The 21,247-nt window shown below is 43.0% G+C and carries 17 protein-coding genes; 3 read left to right on the top strand and 14 right to left on the bottom strand.

Features of this window, described 5'->3' with window-relative positions:
- Positions 1 to 2 precede the first annotated feature (2 nt).
- Together ISR87_05535 and ISR87_05530 are read right to left on the bottom strand one after the other, a co-directional pair.
- Entirely contained in the window at positions 3 to 2,030 is a 2,028-nt protein-coding gene (locus tag ISR87_05535; protein MBL7024899.1) for a tetratricopeptide repeat protein, read from the bottom strand.
- Positions 2,031 to 2,174: 144 nt separating this feature from the next.
- Positions 2,175 to 2,936, bottom strand: coding sequence for a N(G),N(G)-dimethylarginine dimethylaminohydrolase (locus ISR87_05530; protein ID MBL7024898.1), 762 nt, complete (start codon positions 2,934 to 2,936; stop codon positions 2,175 to 2,177).
- Between the two features lie 272 nt (positions 2,937 to 3,208).
- Here ISR87_05530 and ISR87_05525 point away from each other — a divergent pair, with 272 nt between their 5' ends.
- Both ISR87_05525 and ISR87_05520 read left to right on the top strand, forming a co-directional pair.
- Positions 3,209 to 4,093, top strand: coding sequence for a bile acid:sodium symporter family protein (locus tag ISR87_05525; protein MBL7024897.1), 885 nt, complete (start codon positions 3,209 to 3,211; stop codon positions 4,091 to 4,093).
- 276 nt (positions 4,094 to 4,369) lie between these two features.
- On the top strand, positions 4,370 to 4,732 hold the full coding sequence (locus ISR87_05520) for an energy transducer TonB (GenBank protein ID MBL7024896.1): 363 nt from the start codon (positions 4,370 to 4,372) through the stop codon (positions 4,730 to 4,732).
- A gap of 147 nt (positions 4,733 to 4,879) precedes the next feature.
- Here ISR87_05520 and ISR87_05515 read toward each other — a convergent pair whose 3' ends face one another.
- The 3 genes from ISR87_05515 to ISR87_05505 form a co-directional block, all read right to left on the bottom strand.
- Positions 4,880 to 5,254, bottom strand: a complete 375-nt coding sequence (locus ISR87_05515) for a response regulator (protein ID MBL7024895.1) — start codon at positions 5,252 to 5,254, stop codon at positions 4,880 to 4,882.
- Positions 5,255 to 5,517: 263 nt separating this feature from the next.
- Positions 5,518 to 6,408, bottom strand: coding sequence for a hypothetical protein (locus ISR87_05510; protein MBL7024894.1), 891 nt, complete (start codon positions 6,406 to 6,408; stop codon positions 5,518 to 5,520).
- A 486-nt stretch (positions 6,409 to 6,894) separates the two neighbouring features.
- Positions 6,895 to 7,290, bottom strand: a complete 396-nt coding sequence (locus ISR87_05505) for a hypothetical protein (GenBank protein ID MBL7024893.1) — start codon at positions 7,288 to 7,290, stop codon at positions 6,895 to 6,897.
- A gap of 400 nt (positions 7,291 to 7,690) precedes the next feature.
- On the opposite strand from ISR87_05505, the gene ISR87_05500 reads away from it, so the two are divergent.
- Complete coding sequence (locus tag ISR87_05500) at positions 7,691 to 8,449, top strand: response regulator (GenBank protein ID MBL7024892.1); 759 nt, start codon at positions 7,691 to 7,693, stop codon at positions 8,447 to 8,449.
- A 144-nt stretch (positions 8,450 to 8,593) separates the two neighbouring features.
- On the opposite strand, the gene ISR87_05495 is transcribed toward ISR87_05500, so the two are convergent.
- From ISR87_05495 to ISR87_05455, 9 genes are all read right to left on the bottom strand, one after another.
- Entirely contained in the window at positions 8,594 to 10,726 is a 2,133-nt protein-coding gene (locus ISR87_05495) for a tetratricopeptide repeat protein (GenBank protein MBL7024891.1), read from the bottom strand.
- A gap of 108 nt (positions 10,727 to 10,834) precedes the next feature.
- Entirely contained in the window at positions 10,835 to 12,583 is a 1,749-nt protein-coding gene (locus ISR87_05490; GenBank protein MBL7024890.1) for a PAS domain-containing protein, read from the bottom strand.
- Positions 12,584 to 12,664: 81 nt separating this feature from the next.
- Positions 12,665 to 13,447 carry a hypothetical protein gene (locus tag ISR87_05485; protein ID MBL7024889.1) on the bottom strand — a complete coding sequence of 261 codons (783 nt, stop codon included), beginning with the start codon at positions 13,445 to 13,447 and terminating at the stop codon, positions 12,665 to 12,667.
- A gap of 33 nt (positions 13,448 to 13,480) precedes the next feature.
- Complete coding sequence (locus tag ISR87_05480) at positions 13,481 to 13,867, bottom strand: response regulator (protein MBL7024888.1); 387 nt, start codon at positions 13,865 to 13,867, stop codon at positions 13,481 to 13,483.
- A complete protein-coding gene (locus ISR87_05475; GenBank protein ID MBL7024887.1) occupies positions 13,860 to 14,246 on the bottom strand; it encodes a response regulator in 387 nt (128 codons plus the stop codon). Before ISR87_05475 ends, ISR87_05480 begins: the two co-directional genes overlap by 8 nt.
- Positions 14,236 to 16,347: a PAS domain S-box protein gene (locus tag ISR87_05470; GenBank protein MBL7024886.1), complete on the bottom strand. Its 2,112-nt coding sequence runs from the start codon at positions 16,345 to 16,347 to the stop codon at positions 14,236 to 14,238. The genes ISR87_05475 and ISR87_05470 overlap by 11 nt, the downstream gene beginning before the upstream one ends.
- 278 nt (positions 16,348 to 16,625) lie before the next feature.
- Positions 16,626 to 17,018, bottom strand: a complete 393-nt coding sequence (locus ISR87_05465) for a response regulator (GenBank protein MBL7024885.1) — start codon at positions 17,016 to 17,018, stop codon at positions 16,626 to 16,628.
- Positions 17,015 to 20,305 carry a PAS domain S-box protein gene (locus tag ISR87_05460; GenBank protein MBL7024884.1) on the bottom strand — a complete coding sequence of 1,097 codons (3,291 nt, stop codon included), beginning with the start codon at positions 20,303 to 20,305 and terminating at the stop codon, positions 17,015 to 17,017. The genes ISR87_05465 and ISR87_05460 overlap by 4 nt, the downstream gene beginning before the upstream one ends.
- Positions 20,306 to 20,341: 36 nt before the next feature.
- Positions 20,342 to 20,746, bottom strand: coding sequence for a response regulator transcription factor (locus tag ISR87_05455; GenBank protein MBL7024883.1), 405 nt, complete (start codon positions 20,744 to 20,746; stop codon positions 20,342 to 20,344).
- Positions 20,747 to 21,247 lie beyond the last annotated feature (501 nt).

Raw genomic sequence — 21,247 nt, 5'->3', positions numbered from 1 at the left:
AATTAACTGATCTCCCCAACGAGTTTCTGGTATCTGGGTGATTCTCTGAGATTGTCAAAAGCTGGACGTAGTTTAAGCATCCATATTGTAAAATCTCCTGGATAGGAAAGTAATTCATCAATTATATCCAGGGCGAGATCTGTTTCACCCAGGATTGAATAGGTCATTGCCAGATCCACAAGGTGATCGGGACCACCCAAGGCATTTTTGCTGACAGGCTCAAGCTCTATAGCTCGCTTAGCTGAAAGAATTGCCTTTTCATGCTGTCCCATCAAAGCATGTAGCATGCCTATTCTATCATGCAAATAGGGATCATCCGGTCGTACCTTGAGATGTGAATTATGATTGGAGAGAGAGCGTTGAATTTCCGTGTTCATCTCATCCATCTTACCCATACCATAAAGAATCAGACTATTATGATAAGATGGGTAATCCCCTTTATAATCCTCTCGAACGAGCTTTAGGGCCGTTTCAAACTCTCTCGCCTCCATAGCCAGATTGATTCGCTCTACAGCCAGAGCCTCTGGGCTATTTACATTAAGTATGCCATCGTTCAGTATCTGACGGGCTCCAACTAGATCTCCATAGGCATATCTCCTGAGTCTGGCATGAAAGCGATAGCTTAGGAAAAATTCCGGAAAAGATTGAATAGCTATGCGAAACTGTTTTTCTGCCTGCTCATACTTTCGTGTAATCGAGTAAAATCCAGCCAACCAGGCAGCGTGCCCAACCACATCCGGATCCAGTTCAAAGGCGTTTTCAAGATATATTCCTGCTTTGGTCCAATTTCCAGTTTCAGCATATAACTGACCCAAATGATTGGCAACTTCTCCATTCTTGGGTTGAGCTTCCGCTGCTAACTCAAACTCTTTAATGGCAGAATCCCTGTCGCTAAGACACCAGAGATAGTAAATACCATGGGCAAAATGGGTCTCACCATGATTTGGAATAAGATCAATTGCCTGGTCCAGGGTCTTTTTCGCAAAAGCTTTTCTTACTGGGCTTGGATCCCAGTCAGGTTGTTGAAATAACACAGAATGTGCAATGGATTGACGGGCATAGGCTAAACCAAAACTGGGATCAAGCTTGATGGCTTCTTCGTACATGGCAACGGCTTTCTCGTTGCCTTCTTTGGTAGTCTTGGTATGCCAGTAATAATTACCTTTCAGGAAGAAATCATAGGCCTTCATATTCCGAGTTGGAATTTCATCAAGTTCAGCCTTTTCTTCAGGACTTAAGGCTGATTTCAGGGCACCTGCGATCTTTTTGGCAACATCACTCTGAATGCTAAAAATATCGGCATAGTCACGGTCATATGTCTCCGCCCATAAATGCTCGTCCGTACTGGCTTTGATGAGCTGGGCTACTATCCTCACCTGGTTTCCGGCTCTGCGCACACTGCCCTCCAGCAGATTGGCGACACCGATTTCTTGAGCAATTTCCTTAATACTTTTTTCCGTGTTCTTGTATTTGACCATAGTGGTACGGGAGATGACTTTTAAATCTCTAATCTTAGACAGTTGGGTCAGAATATCATCATGGATGCCATCAGCAAAATAAGCATCCTCTGCAGAAGCAGAAAAATTTGTAAAAGGTAATACAGCCACGGCCTTGGCATCAAGTGAATCAGCCTGTTGATATGTGACAGCCACATCTGGTGGCGGCGAGGACTGCATTCTGGGATAAGCCAGGAGCCCTACAATGACCAGAAGCAAGACGATGATCATGGAGTTCCCCGTAAAGGGCTTCTGCGCTTCAGTTTGCTTTTCCCCTGATTTGGGTGATCGTCGCAAGCCCTCTGGGGTTAACTGGAAGGTCCAGGCCAACCCGATTGCTGCAGGGAATCCAGCAATCAGCAACCAAAATACTGTTTTGACCACATAAGCAGGTAAACCCAGCATAGGGATGACAATATCTGCTGCTTCCAGGAGGGCAAAACCCACTCCTAGATACACTGCAACGGCTCGGAAGACCCTCCGATTTCGGAGTTCTTGAATTATTCCGCCAGGACCGTTTTTTTGCTCGCTCATGATTTCCCCATCAGGTTTCTATTAGAATGGCTGAAAATGGTCTGGAGGCCATCGAAATGCAATATCTATTTTAAGATATAAATGGTCATGTTTAAACAGCTTATGTCTCTGGGGGGCTGAATTGTGATCAGATTATTGTCTATTTCAAAATCTCAGAGAAAGACAACTCAAGCCACCATCCAGCTTCCTGAATTCGGAGACATCAACTTCCAGGACAGCATATCCGGCCTGGATGATGGTCTGGAGGGCCTGGGGATATCCCGTTGGGACGAGAATTGTATCATTCACCCAGATACAATTTGCGGCATAACTTTCAGATTCATGGATGGGTAAAATATTGAATCTCCGGAAATCAGGATGAGTGAGAAACTCACCACAGGCTAAAAGATTATTGCGTTCCAGATAGGCTACTCCTGTCTTCAGATGGAGAACCTCCTTCAATTCAACCACAGATCCTGTAAGTTCATATTTTTGGAGATGAACGATCAGCTGATCCGCTCCCAGTTGGTTGGTACGGGCAGATAAGCCGATAAAGAAATGTGAATCCACCATCATCACATCCCCTGCTTCCAGAGTTCCTGGAGACTTGATTTCTTCGATACTCTCATAGTGGTTCTCAAGTAAACTTCGCATTCCCTCGATTTCTCCACGCCGGGAAAGGGCTCCAGGATTGGTAATAATGGCACACTCAGGGGTGAGTAGAGCCACATCTTCTACAAAGGTTGAATCGGGAAATGCAGGCATAGCTTCCAGACAGGTTACCTCCAACCCACATGATTCAAGCGCTTCGATGTATGCAGCATGTTGCTTGAGCGCCAGATCAAAGTCTGGTTTGCCGAGATTGGCAGAGGTGAGTCCATTGATCATAGAAGGTGCTGGGGTTCGAACGATGGCTTTGGTGAACATTTCCTGCTCCAGATCTCAATATTTTTAATGGAAAATATAATCATGTTGAAAATAACCGATTCCCTATTGCTCACAAGGTCTCAAAAAGCCACTCCGGGAATAGCTGATTGAAACAATTGCTAATTTTGGAAAAGAGTATCAATTTTTGCAGAATGGTCTATTTTGAGTTGAATCAAAATAAATGGGAAGAACGGGCAGACAATTGCCAGGTCATTCACGTAAGTGACCCATAATTCTACCAACAGAAAAATAACGAAGAATGGAGTACTTCAATGATTATTGATATCATTTTACCCCTATCCCTGGTATTTATCATGTTTAGTCTTGGGCTGAGTCTCACCATCAATGACTTCAAGAATGTTGCCAAGCAGCCAAAGGTATTTGCAGTGGGTATCCTGAACCAGATGGTGCTGCTTCCTCTGGTTGCATTTGGAATCATCCTGCTGTTTGGACTCACCAAGGAAATGGCTGTGGGACTCATGATTCTTGCCTGTTGCCCTGGCGGTGTCACCTCCAACATCTTGACTAAAATGGCCAAAGGAGATACGGCACTCTCCATTTCATATACAGCAGTGGTAAGTATCGTAAGCGTCATCACCCTGCCAATCATCACTGGCTTTTCTATTGCTTATTTTATGGGAGCTGAAGCTCCGGAAATCAGCGTCCTCTCACTTGGGTTAACCATGTTCTTGATCACAGCCATCCCCGTTGCTATTGGATTGTTGGTACATCATAAGGCGGAAACATTCACCCATGGCTTCGAACCCAAAGCCAGCAAGATTTCCGCCATTCTATTTGTCATCATTGTTATTGGTGCCCTCTCCAGTGAATGGGATACCTTTGTGAATAATGTTACCATTCTGGGACCTGGCATTGTAACCCTGATAATTATCATGCTGCTCATGGGCTATAGCAGTGCTCATCTTTTTAAAATGAATGAGGCTCAAGCTGTCTCTGTGGCAATTGCAACGGGAATTCAAAATGCCACGGTGGGCATTACAGTTGGAAATCTGATCCTGCCCTCTGGTGAAGGTTTATCTCTCCTCAGTTTGCCCTCAGGTGTGTATGGTATTCTTATGTATCTAGTTTGTCTGCCCATAGTTTTTGGCTACGTCAAATGGGTTCACACCAGGATTGTTGGAGTCCCTGCAGGATAATCTAGGTGAACCGGCTTATCTCTCAGGGATGAGACTTTACAAAAGCAGTAATTGATTAAAACCAATAGCTTAGGCCATATCATTTGTATATGGATCTATATCAGCACAATAACATATTGGCTGTCTATTATCAATTAATCCCTTTCAGTATACACCATTTAATACAATAAATAACACGCAGTTACAGTTGCTTTCTTCAAATAATGGCATGGGGATTGACAATGTAGAGAAGTGACAAGAGTTCTTTAACAAAATTCGCCGATGAAGGAGACCATCATGACAACATTGATGAAATCAGGTCTTATTATTTTGGCTGCAGCACTTGTTTTGAATGCCAATCCCATGGAGGCCGATGTACTTACAAAGCCCCAACCTGTGGGTGGCATCCCAGCAGTGTGTAAACATGTTATTTATCCTGAACTCGCAATGGAGCTGGGTCTGGAAGGAAATGTTACCCTGAGGTTTATGGTAGATGAATTTGGAAATGTTTCCAACATCCAGATTATTCAAAGTGGAGGCTATTTACTTGATGAAGCTGCCATGGCTGCAGTTACACGCACCGAGTGGATTCCAGCCACCCGCAACAATGAGAACTATTCCGTTCTGTTCCAGATCCCCTTCAAATTCTGCATCGATTAGATCACGTACCTCTCTGAGAGGTAGTCAGGATAAATAGCCTGTTTTGTCCTGACTATCTCTCAAAATAATGAATTCCAGGCACCCCCAATTGGGTACAGCGTCAATATGTTAGTTGATAAAGCGGGTACTGAATTTGCGAAGGGGCTATCAGTTAAAGTTACGATTACCCTTGCTGAGTGCCTTACTTACTGATCTTAAAAATTCTGGAACATCAAATGGCTTTTCAAACGTGTACTTGACACCCAGGGCTGAGACAAATTTTAGATACTCCGGGAAGCCTGCTGACATGGCAATTATTTCTGGAGCAGGGTGGTACTTCAAGAGTTCCATGCATACTTCAAAGCCTTCCTTGCGGGGCATAATCATATCTGTAATCACAAGGTCATGGTGCTCTTTGTTATAAAGATTTATGCCCTCAATTCCATCTGGGGCCAGATCAACTTTATAACCCTCCAATTCGAGCATTGTTACCATGAATTCACCCATGGATTCTTCATCTTCTATAACCAATATGTTCGACATAATTCACCTATTCCATTTTCCCCACGAAAACTGCATAAAGCATAAATTTACCACCTCTTACAGTTCAAAGATTGAGCCATTCTAAATTGATCTACTTATATCGCTGTTATTTTTACACTTACATAAACTTCTACAAAAATTGTGTAAACCACATATGTCAACAATTATTTACAATTCCTGCTGGATTGTAGGATTTATAGCACAGTTTGTTGGATTGTAATTCGGAGCGTACCAGGCTTCAGTATCCCCAAGATTGGAAAATCTTAATTCTTCTCCACCTTGAGGAGATCGCTGGACAACAACGCCAGCTTAAAGAATGGATCGATCACCTCGCTGTGTCCAAGCGTGGTAAATACGGTAACAATTTTTGAAGTCTTCAAGTCCGCTTCAGAGACATCATTTTTATCAAACCTTTGATTGGGAATTCCCCAGTCTGTCAAATCTTCAATCAATTCTGCGCTGTTTCGGCTCGTCCCCCCATTTGGTGTGGTAATATTGATCATTCTACCCTTATCGTTTTCAAGCCAATGGGTATAATTTTCCACCTGACCATAGAGCGCATCAAATAGATAGACTTCTGATATATGATCAGTTAACCCTCCCCGGTTTAGGACGAATGAAATAACGCGATAAGCGCCGCTATGGCCGGATAGAATGATTTTTCCAGGCACGGCTTTATCTATCTTTTTTTCGTGGCTGAGAAAAGCCAGTACATCTTCAACCAAAGCCTTAAAAATGAGGGGCTCCTCCAACTTGCCACCGAAAGAGTCGGAAGCATCCTTGGGACCTTCAGGGAAGACGAATATCGCATTTGCGTTGCTGGCGGAAAATTGGTCCAGCAGGTTAAATTTTTCTATTGATTCCTGAATACTATTCCCCCAGCCATGAAAATAGAATACCAGATCCACAGCATCTGTTTTACGGTAACTGTCTGGTACAAAAATAGCCACGGAGGAATCATTATAATGTTCTTCAAAACCAAAGTGGGTATCATTGTAATCATGGCCGTCAGCTCTCAGAGGATGCGGGAAAGAAGTATGTGAACTAGTAATTATGGTAAGCTGCCCAGCAGAAACTTGTGTCCACTCAGTGGACTTGCACATGGATAGACTGGCCATCAGAAATATTACCAGGAGAAATATTATTTTTTTCATGGGAGCCTCGCTTAATTCAGGGAATCAATTGTCCCCTAAACTAACCTCCAACATAGGTCTGGTCCAAGAATGAACCACCCAAGCAAACAGCTTAACACCCATTTTTACAACGAAGTAAACGAACAGAACGAATGGCCCTGTGCAGCTTCGTGATCTTCGTCAGACTTGTCTATCGAAACCCATCGGGTGTAGATAGATTCGTTGTGAGAGTAGAACAAATTAACGCTTTGCCCATGTCCGCATGCTCAATGACCAAATCTTTAAATTTAACTTTTAAGGGTGTTAATCGCTTCATTCACGATTATGTCAATAACAGTCATGTATGCAAAAATCCGCCTCCTACCCTAATACCCATATACCCCGTATACCCTATTTCCCTTATTCCCTTATTCCCATATACCCTTTACCCCAACTCCCCTACACCAAAAAAAGAGACCGCCCTTTTGGGACAGCCTCCTGTTGTTTATTGCGTCTTATTAAGGAGTTTTAGAAATAGGCTGATACAGCTATGGAAGTTGTTTCGTTGTTCGTGGCATAGTTAAATTTATAGCCCGTCAACTTGTCATAACCATCATCATAGGTGCCATTTTCATTGGTATCCAGATATACAAAAGCAGTGAGATTGCCTTCAGCACCAGATCCCAGGACGAATTTCTGAGTGGTTTTTTTGTTAACTTCGATTGGAAATTGATCGAGAACTTCTATTGTCGCACCTTCGCAATTTGAATAGCATCCATCAGAAATAGCCAGATACCAATCACCTTCTTCTGAAAAATAAGAATCATCGGTCCAGATCACGCCTGCATCCACGTAGCGAGGGTTTTCACAATTGCTTAAAACCAGTGCGATTAAAATGATAGCGATGATGTTTAAATTTTTCATGTCGGGCTCCTTGTTGGTGATTTCCTTGACACTCCCAGGTTAAGGATCACATCAATTTGAAACGTAAGGCTATCCCTAGTTGTGTGAATAAAAGTCCCCCAAAGAGATGGCATCTTTGGATTAGGCCAGGGGATTATTCCCCTAGAGACCCTTGTCAATACCATTTCTACTCCAGGGATTAGAAACTTGAGGAGAAGTAGTTAATCACACCTAATTGAAAAATAAATGAGTGGCAGGCCCTTGGTGGCAACTCTGTTGTGAGGTCGAGCTGGGCTGCTTGGAAATATTTTCCAAGCAAATCACAGAGAGGAATTATTCCACCATTGAAAAGGGTGGATTGTATAGTTCTGCTAGCTGACTATATTGATAGCGAAGTCACTATAAATATTGAAAGTTATTCATGTCCAACGTCTCCAGCGCACTTATAATTGAAAAAGAAATACCTACACGGATTTTGATTGTAGAAGATGATCCACAAATGGCAAAATTTATCAGTTTTAAATTGGGCTATCTTGGATATGAGGTAGTTGGGCATGCAACCAATGAATCCATGGCCATTCAACTGGCCAAGGAACTTCATCCAGATCTCATCCTCATGGATATTCTCCTGGACAATGATGATGACGGGATAGTGACTGCCAACAAGATCCTCTCCTTTACAGATGTTCCCATTGTCTATCTCACAGCTCAAGAAGATGATGCCGTATTCCAGCGTGCGAAAATAACGAAACCCTTTGGATATCTGTTAAAACCCTTCAATGATCGCGATTTAAATTTGGTGGTAGAAACTGCCACCTACCGACAGGACCAAAAATTAAAGTTGGCCCGCGCTTTGGAGGATGCTCGAAGCATCATTAACAGCTCCTTTGTCCTCATCATTAGCTTGAATCGTGAGGACAGAATTGTTGAGTACAATCAAGCCGCTGAGTGGGAACTGGGGTATCCCCATGATGAGGTTATCGGTAAAAGTATTCTGGATTACCTGTACCATAAGGAAGATCTTATTTTTATCAAAGATAATATTGCCCGGGGGAAACGCTGTCAGCTGGAAATAGAATTTATACATCACAATGGGAAAAACTTGAATTGTCTGCTTTCCCTCTCCCTCTTAAAAGACTCCCATGACAACAATAATGGAATCTTGATGATTTCACATTAGGGTTTCCAGCAGCTCCACATCATTACCCCCCTATTCTGACATTTCTACATCTATACAATGAGATTCTATAAACCCATTTATTCATGGAAATTTAGGAAACTATTTATTGGGAGGATTGGAATCGCTGGTGAAAGCTGAGTCTTGCTAATTGGATTTTAGTGAAAAAGTAAAGGCTGTCCCTTCATCGGGCACACTCTCTACAGTTATGCTGCCACCTAGTTCATCCACAAATTCCTTGACTAGAATTAATCCAAGACCACTGCTGGGTTCTCCATTGGTCCCATTCCGTTTTAATTCGTTTTCCAGGGTGAAAATATTTGCATGTTCTGCTTCAGGGATGCCAATTCCGTTATCTGTGACGCTCACAAATACATGAGAATCAGCTCTGGATGCTGAAATTTTAACCTCTCCCCCTGGGCGAGTAAATTTGATGGCATTGGATATCAGGTTTCGTAAAATTGTGCCCACCATATCTGAATCTGCAAAAACCACAATATCATCATCAATCGCGCTGCTGAGAGATATGTTCTTCTCCCGTGCCTGATTCTCGTGCAGTGATAGTTCATGATGTATTAATTTACCCAGGTTTTCCTCAACCATATTCACCTGCATCACCCCGGTTTGAAAACGTGACCAAACCAATAAATTCTCCAGGAGTCTGAAGGTATTTCTAGTCGTGTCGCTCATTGTCGTCAGCAGATCCAGAATTTTATCTCTGGAGAGGGTTGGGAATAGTTCTATAGCAGTTTCCATAAGTTGCATGGTGCCACCCAGAGGTGATCGAAGATCGTGAGAAATGATGGAAAAGAACTTATTCTTGGTGGCGACCAGACGCTCAAGCTCATTGCGTTGGGCATCCACAACCTGTAAGGTTTTTCTTTTTGAGAGATACATAAATATGAGTATAAATGAGAAAACCAGGATAGAAAATATTACTGCAGCTAATAGCAGCTGTGTGGTTCGCTGTTTATCCAGCTTAACTTTTATGAGGTGATTTTCGAAATGAAGCGTATTAATCTCCTGGCGACGCGCTTCCCGGTCATGAAAGTTTTTCATGCCAGTTATTTTCACTGAAGCCAGCCGATCAGCAAGCCTTTGGGTTGAGGAGGTCTGAAAGGCCAGGTAATCATAGGCGTTCTCGAGATCTCCCTGCTCACGATACATGTCCGCTAACACCCCATATAATCTATTCTCCATACGACGTTGTTGAGAGTCAGTAGCCAGCTTCAATCCCGTTTTTGCTGTATCTATTCCGGCCTGCTGTTGTCCCATATCATATAATGAACGACCCATGTATTCATAAATTTGTGTTAACACAAGTACATCCTTGCCACTTTGCTTTAGCACTCTGGATTGTTCCAGATAGTCAATGGCCTTGGGGAAATTTTTGAGCTCATATTCGATTTTACCCAAATTTTTCAGGGTAATCGCAAGTCCATGTGAGTTGTTGGCGGTGGAATGGATTTTGTAAGATCTTAAAACGAATTCCTGTGCTTTTCCGTACAGTTTTTGGCCAAAGTATATGTCCCCAATCTGATCCAGGCAGATGGCTACTCCAAGGCTATCCTTGACCTCCCTTTCATACGTATCCAGACTTTTATACAAATAATCCAGCGCTTCATCGTGCAACTCTAAATCTTTATAGATATTTGCCAATGAGTACTGAATCCAGGCTGCCCCTTCATTGAAACCAATTTCGGTATAGTGTGTCTCAGCTTTGGTGATATAATTAATTGCTTCTTCATATTCTCCCATGATTCTGTGGATATTTCCCAGGAGTGAATAGCAAGCTCCCATGGTGCGGTGATCTCCTGCCCGGGTCGCAGCTTCAACGCCATCAAGGTAATTTTTTATGGAAGCTGAATTATTGCCCTGGGCACTTTCCAAGACACCCAGCTGAATAAATATTTTTGCAGTGAGTTGATCATTACCTGACTTCCGCGCCAAACCCAAAGCGCTGGCCTGAAATATTTTTGCCTGTTCCAGATTCCTACGATTGAAATAAAACATTCCCTGATAATACTGTATGTATGCCAGATGTGGTTTGTACCCCTGTAATACAACTATCAAGGAGTCAAAAGTCTCCTCAACACCTGACGAGTCAATGGGAAATCGGGTTTTTACTTCTTCCAGAATGTTTTGGAGCTCATCGACTTTATTGATAAGGGTGCGGTCTGGATCAGCTGCCAAAACCTTTCCCATTCCAGAAAGTGATAGGAGTACTGCTACGGTAACGATAAATGATTGAGGAAGCCGTGGATTTTGAAAATATCTCATCTCAGAAGTTCCTAAGAACTCCCTCAGGGATGCTTTTAATATATTTTTTCCTTTAATTGGATTTACTCCCCACAAATAATTAACTCTTTTTGCCATCCACGTTTGATATCAGCTCTGGTTCATTGATTGAGGCATATGCAAGCGGAACCGATTTCCTCTTGTTGTGTTTGGTTCAACCCAGACCCTTGCATTATGGGCCTGAGCAATGCGTTTTACAATGGCCAATCCCAGCCCCCGCCCCACCTTCTTTTCTTTGGCGAGTTGGATATTACGCTCAAAGACGAGACCCCTCTCCTGCTCAGAGATCGTTATTCCAAAATCATCCACACTAATCTGAACACCAGCTTCTTCCCAGGCTTGAACAATTATTCTTTTTCCCATACTGGCGTATTTGATGGCATTGCTAATATAGTTTTTAAAAACTTCACTCAATATGGGATTTGCATGAATTTCAAGATTGGCAGGACAGTTCAATTCCAGGGTCATATTTGCTTCTTTGAGGAGCCCTGAGAACTCATCAATTGTTTCTTTTAGCATGTCATGTAAATTCAACACTTCAAGTGGGATCGTTTCCCCTACGACTGTCTGACTCAATAAGGTTGTGTTCTCCAGTACCTGTAGAAGCCGTGTGCTCCCCATATGAATATGTTCAATCAAAATATTATCAGGAAATTGTACGCGGGCTAATTCGGAGAAATTATAGATACTCCCTATGGGATTTCTAAGATCATGGGTAATAATATCCAGCAATAATTCTTTTAATCGCTCAGAGACAGCAAGTTTATCATCAGCCTGTTTTGCAACAAGGGAAGTCGCTATCTGGGATGAAACAAATTCCAGCAGACTGAGGTGACTCTCATCAAAATGATCCTCATCGTCATAACTTTGAACGACAATGACTCCTACACATCTAGCCCCAATTATCATGGGAGTACCCAGCCAGATTTTAGAAGGGGTTCCCGTTAGAATTATGTCTCCTTTTTTGTCCATTCTGACCATATCACCTGCATCAGCCATCAATGATTTTTTACTATTTATCACGTATTCTGTCATCCCTTTCCCAAATAATACGGTCCCAGGATTATCGTCAAACTCATCAATAAAAACTGGGAATGACAACTTTTCGTGCTCTGAATCAGTGACAGCGATATAGAAATTTTTTGTATCCAGTACTTCACCTAGATATGAGTGTATACTTTGACACAGGTCGTCAAGGGATTTGGATAATTGCCCGGCACTTGCGATCTGGAACAGGACTGCTTGCAATTGATACTCTCTTCTCAGCTTCTCCTCAATATGTTTCCGCTCATTTATATCCAGTGAATATTCAATAACCTGACTGACTTCGCCACCTTCATCAAATATTGGATAACTATGAACTTCGTAATGGGTGGGATTCCCATGAGGGTCGAGATGAATATGTTCCACAACGGCAGGTTGCTTTGTATTCTTGGTAATAGCTAGCGGACAGGAATGCTCCTTAGAATCACAAGGTATATCACGACCATGACTCAGTGCATAACAACTCGAGGCTGAGCTGAATTGGGAGTCACGAGCGGCTGGATTAGCGAGTATTAGGGAATAGTCGTTGGCGTCAATAACCAGAAAGGGGTGTTGCAGGGAACCAATAACATCTTCCAGAAACCTGGATTGCTTTTCATATTCTATCCGCGTCTTTGATATATCAGTAATATCCCGTGAGATTCCAACCGTACCGAAAACCTCTCCGTTGGCATCTTGCAGGGGCCATTTGGTTGCGGATATCCAACGATCTCCATCATCGCTGGAGTAATGCTCCTCCCTACCTATCAAAGGTTTTCCAGTTTTTAGCATGCTCTGCTCATCTTCAAATGCCACCTGCGCCAGTTCCTTTGGGAAAAAATCATAATCCGATTTACCAATGGCTTCTTCAGGATCACTGAGGTTTAAAAATTTTGCCTACGATTTGTTTATCCTGATAAATCGACTGTTCAGATCTTTGAAATAGATATGATCGGGGGTGTGATCTATCAATCCATTGAGAAGAATCCTCTCTCTGACCAGTTCTTGCATGATGGCCTTGTTATGCTTGCTGCCGCGATGCATTGAATAGTACAGGAGCAGGAGGGCCAGGGGAATGATGCCCAGGCTAATTATTAAAATACCCCAATATTGAGGTCTCAGAGCAGTACCAATTTCCTGATCAACTACACTTTTTGAACGATGAACCCCAACCATCCAATTCTTTCCAGGAACCGATGAAAAGGCAGCAATTTGAAGCTCTCCATCGCTGGACACATAACGTCCCACATAATCCGCATGCCTTTGAACCAGAGCGCCAAGCGTGGATGTTGTAAGATATTCTGAATCTACCAGTTGATTATCGGCAATATCATTTCCCACAGTATGAGGTTGGGCACTATGCGAGAGAAGTAAAGATGAATCATTAACTACACAGATATACTCATCTGCTGGAAGATCTGGACTGGACTGCCAGGATCGATTTATCTCAACCAGCAACATTGAGTCTGAGAAGGAATGACTAACCGAGGATATTGAAGCCAGGGAGGTGGCCTTTGCCTGGTAAAATTTTGCGATTTGATCTTCAATTTTTTGGGAGGTCACTTCAAGGACACTGACGCCCAGCAATAGACTCCCAACCGCTGCCGTAAGACCAAGCGCTATGGCAAAGAGAGCAATGATGAGTCTTTTTTTCTCAACCCTGGAAAATTTATTCTGCATGAGAACGCCGGTCGCCTGTGGCTAGTGTATTAATTACTTGTCTCCCAATGCTTCGATGTGTTTCTCCAGTGAGGCTATCAGGACACCACTCATGATTGGCTTTGTGAAAAACTCAGCTGCACCTGCTTCCATTGCCTCTATCCGGTTCTGGGGGAAAGCGTGGGCGGTAAGTGCAATGCAGGTCGGTTTCTGGGGATATTTTTCGCGCATAAACCTCATCAAATCAATACCGTTTTCTCCACCAGGTAATGATATGTCTATAATGGCTACAGAGAATTCAGTTTTTGCCAGCGCTTTTTTTGCTTCTACAACGGTTGAAACAATTTCCAGATCAAAACTGTTTTCAAGAATGATGGTATAGTATTGCTGTGAGGAAAGATCATCTTCAACAATCAGTATCCTGGGTTTCGCTTTATCCATGGTCTTCACCCTTATATTTATTCAAAGCCTCAATCAGTGTACCGGCTAAGATTGGTTTTGTGAAATATTCATTTGCCCCTGCCCCAATAGCTTCTGAACGGCTGTGTGCTTGGGCGTTGGCTGTGATGATAAGGATGGGGGTAGTGATCCTCGCCGTTTTTCGGATATGTCGCAGGAGTCCAATTCCATCTTCATCCCCTGGAAGTGAAATATCAACGATAATCATGCCATAAACACGCTTACCCAGCACATCTCGTGCAGCCTGTGCCGTTGGTAGGATTTCCAGGTTATAGGTTTCTTCGAGAACGGTGGCAAAAAATTGTTGAGAGGAAAGATCATCCTCAACAATCAATATCCAGGGCTTATCATTAGACAACATCTTCAGCCTTAACTATTGGGAAGGTGAGTTTGAATGTAGTCCCGACGTTTTTCTGGCTCTCCAAATCGAGCGATACATCATTTAAATCAAGAAATTGTTTGGTGATTGCCAATCCCAAACCAACTCCTTGATACACTTTCGTAAACCCTTCACTTTCCTGGGTATAAGGTTCAAAAACCCGCTGCTGGTTCTCTTCAGAAATACCGATACCCGTGTCACTGATTGAAAGGATAACCTGATCTTCTATCACATCAAGCACTAAACTGATGCCACCTTCCTCTGTGTACTTGATTGCATTATCAGTCAAATTGCCAATAGCGGAACTGATGCAATTCTTATCTACAAATACCTCGGCCACCAGCCCTGAATCGATCAATTCCATGGAAAGATGCTTCTTTGTTGCCAGAAACCTGAAATTATTGACCATAGTGGCTGTCATCTGGTTCAAATTGACAACTTCTTTATGAACCGAAATGGCACCAGATTTGAGCATGGACATATGGAGAATGGAGTCCACGGTGTGCATCAACCGGTCACTGGAATCTGTGATATAGTCAAAAATTATCTTGTCTTTTTCTTGAATGGCATCTGAATATCTTTGTTTAAATAAATCTGAAAAACCCAGGATGCTGTTCAATGGAGTGCGTATCTCGTGGGAAATATTGGCGATGAACTGATCCTTGACTTCATTGGCTTTTTTCGCTTCTAGTAGGGCATTCTCTTTTTCTATTTCTGCCTGCTTGCTCTCGGTCATATCCATTCCCAGGCCAACCAAACAAGGTGCTCCATCTACTATGATTTTTTTACCACTGAATCGGTAGGGCGTTCTCTGGCCACCTTTGGCTACAAACCGGCCTTCGGCTTGATCCTCACCATGAGTAAACACCCTTTTAATAGCCGTAGCAATCACCTGCTTGTCCTCACCATCAAACAAATCCACTGGGCTGATCTTCAGCATCTCTTCCGCGGAACGACCTGTCACCTTTTCAAAATTTGTATTCCAGCGTAAAAATTTCCCCTCCTCACTAATGAGATAAAACACACCAGGTAGACCATGAATCATGGATTCGGAGAATAGTTTTTCTGTCAGTATAACTTTTTCAGCCTGTTTGCGATCGGTGATGTCAGAGACAAGAGATTCAATTTCTATGATATGGCCCGCTTCATCCCTCTTCGCGTTGATGGAGACCAGAACATGGATCAATGACCCATCTTTTTTGATAAGGCCAATCTCCATGTTATCAATAAACCCTTGAACCCGTATTCTTTCGAAAATTGCTTCTCTTTCCTGGGGATTTGCATACAAATCAATGACCGGTGTATCAATCAATTCCCTGGGATGTGCATAACCCAGCATGCTGGCGAAACTGGGATTGACATACAGTAGGATTCCCTCTGCACTGCCAATGGTGACACCCTCTCGCATATTGTGGATTAATTTTGTGTACTTTCGTTCACTGGATTTATAGGTTTTTATGGTCCAGAGAAATACAAAATATACTGAGCCTGAAAAAAGAAGCATTGAAAAAATCAGCATTATCACTGAAGTGGTCTGCTGAGCCTGTGATTCTTTCAGGAATTGTATGGCTTTATTATCAGCAAAATCGATCATTGGGTCAAGGGCAGCGATTATTCGATTTATTTGAGAGGCGCCCTTGTCAGTTATAAACTGAAGTGCTGCTTGATTTGAACCAGCCTTGCTGAGGACGATGACTTCATCTTGAATGAATTTATAGGCTTGCAATAAACCGTAGGCATGATCTATGTGTTTTCGGTCTCCCAGATATTTTTCAGAAATCAGCGAAAAATCTTGCTGTATATGTTGCTCATGACTCCTGAGAACAGCCAGAGCAGTTTCAAGGGACTCAGGGGTTTCACTGACTGCCACATCCTTGATGGCCCGGTGCATGGCGTGAATATGGGATTCTATTTCCTTCAGGGTCTTGCTGACTGCCAGGGGATGGTTATACATATCATCTGTTAGTTGAGATAGTTTGTTCATTTGTACCAGTGCAAATCCACCCTGAAGCAGGACAATCAAAACGATGAGCAGGACACCGAGCTGAATTTTAGAATTTGGATTTAAATCTTTTAATCTCATATCATTGTTCACTGTATATCAAATTCTCTAATTTTTTTACCATTCATATTCTCTTGTCCCTCAGTCTTTCTAGGATAATACTTCCGTCGAACTTGTTCATGCTGGTAGCCGTCTCATTTTCAGTGGGCAATGAGAGTCGAAGATACTTGTTGCTGAACTGAGTTCATCACGCTCAATCCATACCGTATATGTATATTTTAGGTTTTAATGTTACGTTATTTAAAACATAAACAAGATAATAATTGAGTTCAGCATGCATTTCTGAATAATACCTTACTCTACTTTATGCCAGGTTCTGTCTTCAGATGTTTATTCAAACACTCCTGAAGCGTTTTCGCCAGGATTGGCTTCGAGAAAAATTCACTGGCCCCGACCTGCATGGCCTCAAACCGATTCTCGGGAAATGCATGGGCAGTGATGACCAGTATTGGTGAATTCAACCCTATTTCGTTTCTGATATGTCCAATGAGTTCAATCCCATCTTCCTCTCCTGGCAAGGAAATATCTATAATGATTACCCCATACTTTTTGGCCTCTAGAGCTTGTCGTGCATCTTTCGCCATTGGTACAATGTCCAAGTTATATTCGTCTTCCAGAACCACTTCGTAGTACTGTTGAGAAGAAAGATCATCTTCAACAATGAGTATAACAGGTTTTTGGGGTGTTATCATCCTGCCACCTGTTTGGTGGGAAAAGCCAGGGTAAATGTGGTTCCCACTCCCAATTTTGAGACAAGTTTAAGGGCGATCTGGTTGAGATCGAGATATTGTTTGGCGAGAGCCAGCCCCAATCCAATTCCCTGATAAGTCTTGGTGAACCCTTCACTTTCCTGGCTATAGGGAGTAAATATTATGCTCTGGTATTCCTCTGACATGCCTATGCCTGTATCGCTGATGAGCAGCGTAATATTTCCGTTTATCTGGGTAACTTCCAGCTGTACCAACCCCTCATAGGTAAACTTGATGGCATTTTCTGTGAGATTAAATATTGATTGGTAGGTGCAGTATTCATCTGCATGTATCATGGCAGTCGTGTCACCCATCAAAGCATTCAATGTGAGCCCCTTGTCCTCTGCTCCACCCCTCAGCTCAGCAATTATCTTTGAGACCAAGAGGTTCAAATCTATGTCCCTGGGTTGCAAGGTCAAGTTTCCTGCCTTCAAAAGAGAGATGTTCAGGATGGAATCAACTGTGCTCATGAGCCGGTTGCTGGCCTTGGTTATAAACCCAAAAATTTCCTTATCTCTGGGCGCGACCTGATCACCATAGCGTTGAAAGAAGAGGTCCGAAAAACCAATAATGCTGTTCAGGGGGGTTCTGATTTCGTGAGAAATATTGGCGATAAATTGATCCTTGACCATATTGGCATGTTTGGCTTCCTCCAGAGCCTCACCAATCTTCAAATCTGCCGCCTTCCTTTCAGTAATATCCCGGATGATAGCAGTAAAATTTCTTTCCCCTCCAACCTGCCATGAGGACAATCCCAATTCTACTGGGAACCTTGACCCATCCTTCCTGATAGCCTCCATCTCAATTTGTTTGCCGATTATTTTTTCTTTTCCGCCCAGGGCTAAACGATTAATCCCCGTGGAATGACCTGAAATGTGTTCAGATGGAACAATCTTTTCCAGATTGCTTCCCATCATTTCCACCGCAGTGAATCCGAACATTTTCTCTGCACCATAATTCCAGGTGGTGACCAGACCATTTTTGCCTATGGAAATGATAGCATCGGCAGCAGTGTCCGTGATGGCCCGATTTAATTGCTCACTTTTAGAAAGCTGATTCTCAGCATACTTGTTTGCCGAGATATCCATGTGTGTGCCAATAATTCTATTTGCTTGACCGGAATCATCGAAAAATGCTTTGGCTCGCGACAGAATATCAACCCAATGCCCCTGCTTGTGTTTCATCCTGAACTCAAGGGAGAAATGATCTATCTTGCCACTGATCAACTGCTGTTGCATTTCCCAGGATTTTTTTACATCCTCAGGTTCTGTGAGCTGCTCCCAGATTGAGAAATCGTTGGGCAGTTCATCCTCTTCATAGCCCAGCATCCGCTTCCATTGAGGAGAATAGTAAATCGTATTATCAACTAAATTCCAATCATAAAGCCCATCAGAAGTGGCGTCCATTGCCAGATTGAATCTTTCCTCACTGATTTTAAGATTTTCTTCGAAGACCTTCCTGTCAGTGGTGTCTTCATGGCTGATAACTATATTTTTTACCTTCCCCGCACCATCTTTCAGAGGGTAAATCTGGGTCTTCAGCCACCTGACTCTACCCAATCCCTTGGCTTCTGTAGCCCCGGTCGGGTCAAACTGGTATTCTGGTACCATGACAGCATGACCTGCATAAGCCTGGTTGATATATTTTAGGAGACCGGTATCTTCCACTTCTTTGCTCTTCAGTATATTGAATTTATTAACAGTTGTTTCTTCAGGGAAACCCCATAGCTCCTCATAGGCCTTATTTACTCCCACTTGAAGCCCTTCAAGATTGTAAACTTCAATGACGCTGGGGGATTGCTGAATGACCATCCTTAAACGTGCTTCACTTTCTAGAAGCTCTTCCCTGACCTGGTTTCTACTGGTGATATCGCGAATGATCGCCGTAAAATATTGCTCGTCTTCCAGGGACCAGCTGGATAGGGTCAACTCAATGGAGACGCTGCTCCCATCTTTGCGCAACCCTTCGAGCTCGAGTACCTTTCCAATCAGGGTGGAAATATCTCTTAACCTGAGTTCGCATGTTTCGCCTCCCACAGTTACTCGACTTTTATGAGGAAGAATCAGTTTGACTGATTTGCTCAGGATTTCCAATTTATTGTACTGAAACATGGCTTCAGCAGCCCTGTTCCACGATATGACATTTCCGGCTTTGGAGATTGAAATGATTGCATCAACTGTTGATTCTGTGACGCTCCTGAATTTATGCTCTGATTGCTTTAAAATTGCTTCATAGCGTTCATTACCAGACAGGTCGGAGACAGTAGACTCTATTTCTTTGAGATCCCCGCTCCTATTCCTCTTTGCTATGACGGAGACCATAACATGGATCAATGACCCATCTTTTTTGATGAGATCCAGCTCCATATTATCAATAAATCCCTCAATCATTATTTTTTCCAAAATGGCATCCCGTTCATCTGGATGGGCATATACATCAATGGCTGGATTGCCTATGAGCTCGTCGGGATGTGAATAGCCCAACATGGTGGCATAACTGGGATTAACATACAGTAAAACCCCCTCTGCACTCCCAATGGTGACACCTTCCCGCATATTGTGGATTAAATTTGTGTACTTTTGTTCACTGGATTTATAGTTGCGAATAGTTGAGCTCAAAACAAAATAGGCCGAACCAGCAATAAGAAGGAGGGTAAAAATCAGCCATCCCATTGAGGTCTTCTGTCTCGCCTGAGATTCATTAAGTAATTCTATGGCTTTATGTTCGGCAAACTCTAGCATGGGGTCAAGAGCCTCAAAGATACGTTTTATGTGAGGTGCCCCCTTGGTGGCCATTATCTCCATGGCCTCCTGCCTTGAACCAGCCTTCAGGAGGGCGATGACCTCATCTCGAATAGAGTTTGATTCCAGTGACAAGTTGTAGGCAAAATCTATCTGTTGACGCTCTCCCAGATATTTTTCATAAAGAACCGAATAATATTTCTGTATCTGTTGTTCATGGAACGCCACCATCAAAAGAGCAGTCTCCAGCGCTTCAGGCGTTTCACTTAATGCTGCATCCTCTATGGATCGTTGCCTGGCAATTACATTTGCCTCTATCTCCAACAAAGCCTTGCTGACTGACAGTGGATGGTTATACATATCATCTGTCAGCTGCGATAATTTATTCATTTGCTGGATGGCGATTCCACCCAGGAAGAGAACGATGGTGACAATCAGTATAACACCAATCCGAAATTTGGAGTTTGGCTTTAAATCTGTAGAGCTCATAACTGTAGCCAATAGTCTCTGTAGCGTTCAATTTGATTAGTCATGAGTTTCCTGCTGCTGTGGTATTCCAGCTTCCGCTTGTTCCGCTATGTTTTGCAGGGTTCGGGCCAACACCTTGGAACCTGTGCCCTTGTCCAGGAAGTAATCAGCACCAAATTCAAGACAGCGTTCTTTGTACTGAGGAATCGCATAATTCGTAAACATGATGATTTTGGGACAGTCCGGACTCTTTTTTAGTTCCTTTAGTAAATCGATACCACTACCATCTCCCAGCCGGATGTCCAGGATCACAACATCCGGTTTAAGCACTAGAATTTTCTGCGCTGTCCCGTCGTAGCGATTAGACTGCCCCTTATAGCTGAGCTTGGGATTGTCTGAGATGAGAGCAATGACCCGTTCAAGCAACAGTTCTGAATCATCTACAACATATACACTAGTCATTATCATATTCCTTATCAGTTAACTCGATTGAAATATAGTGTGATGTCAGCGACTACAGTGTAGGACGATGTGGATGCGTCATGTAGGATGATTCCTACAAGAACTATGTTCCTGAGTGATAGGTATTAGATACTAACCAAGCCAAATGTTGTGATCCTGAACAGTCTTCGTGAGGGAGTGAAGCGACCGTGGCGATCTCGATCCATCCGCTATCCAAGGATTCGGAGATTACTTCGTCGCGAGGCTCCTCGTAAAGACTCGAATGGGGCAACTTTAAAGTTACCAGTAATAATTCAGGATTTGGTTACATCTTACAACGAACTGGACGAATGGAACGAACAACCGTAATACAATTCGTCCCAGACAGTCTTCGCGAGAAGGTCGAAGGTTTTAAGTTAAAAATGCAAAGTTAAAAGTTGGTGGTACTCTGGGGTTTTGGCTGACACAAATACATTACCCCGTCCTTCAGGGCGGGGGTAGGAACAACAAAAGAGAAGGGCT

The organism is Candidatus Neomarinimicrobiota bacterium, from assembly GCA_016784545.1.
Taxonomy (GTDB): Bacteria; Fidelibacterota; UBA8477; order UBA8477; family JABMPR01; genus JABMPR01.
The sequence above is the reverse complement of the archived record's forward strand: the minus strand, read 5'-3'. Positions and strand labels throughout refer to the sequence as shown.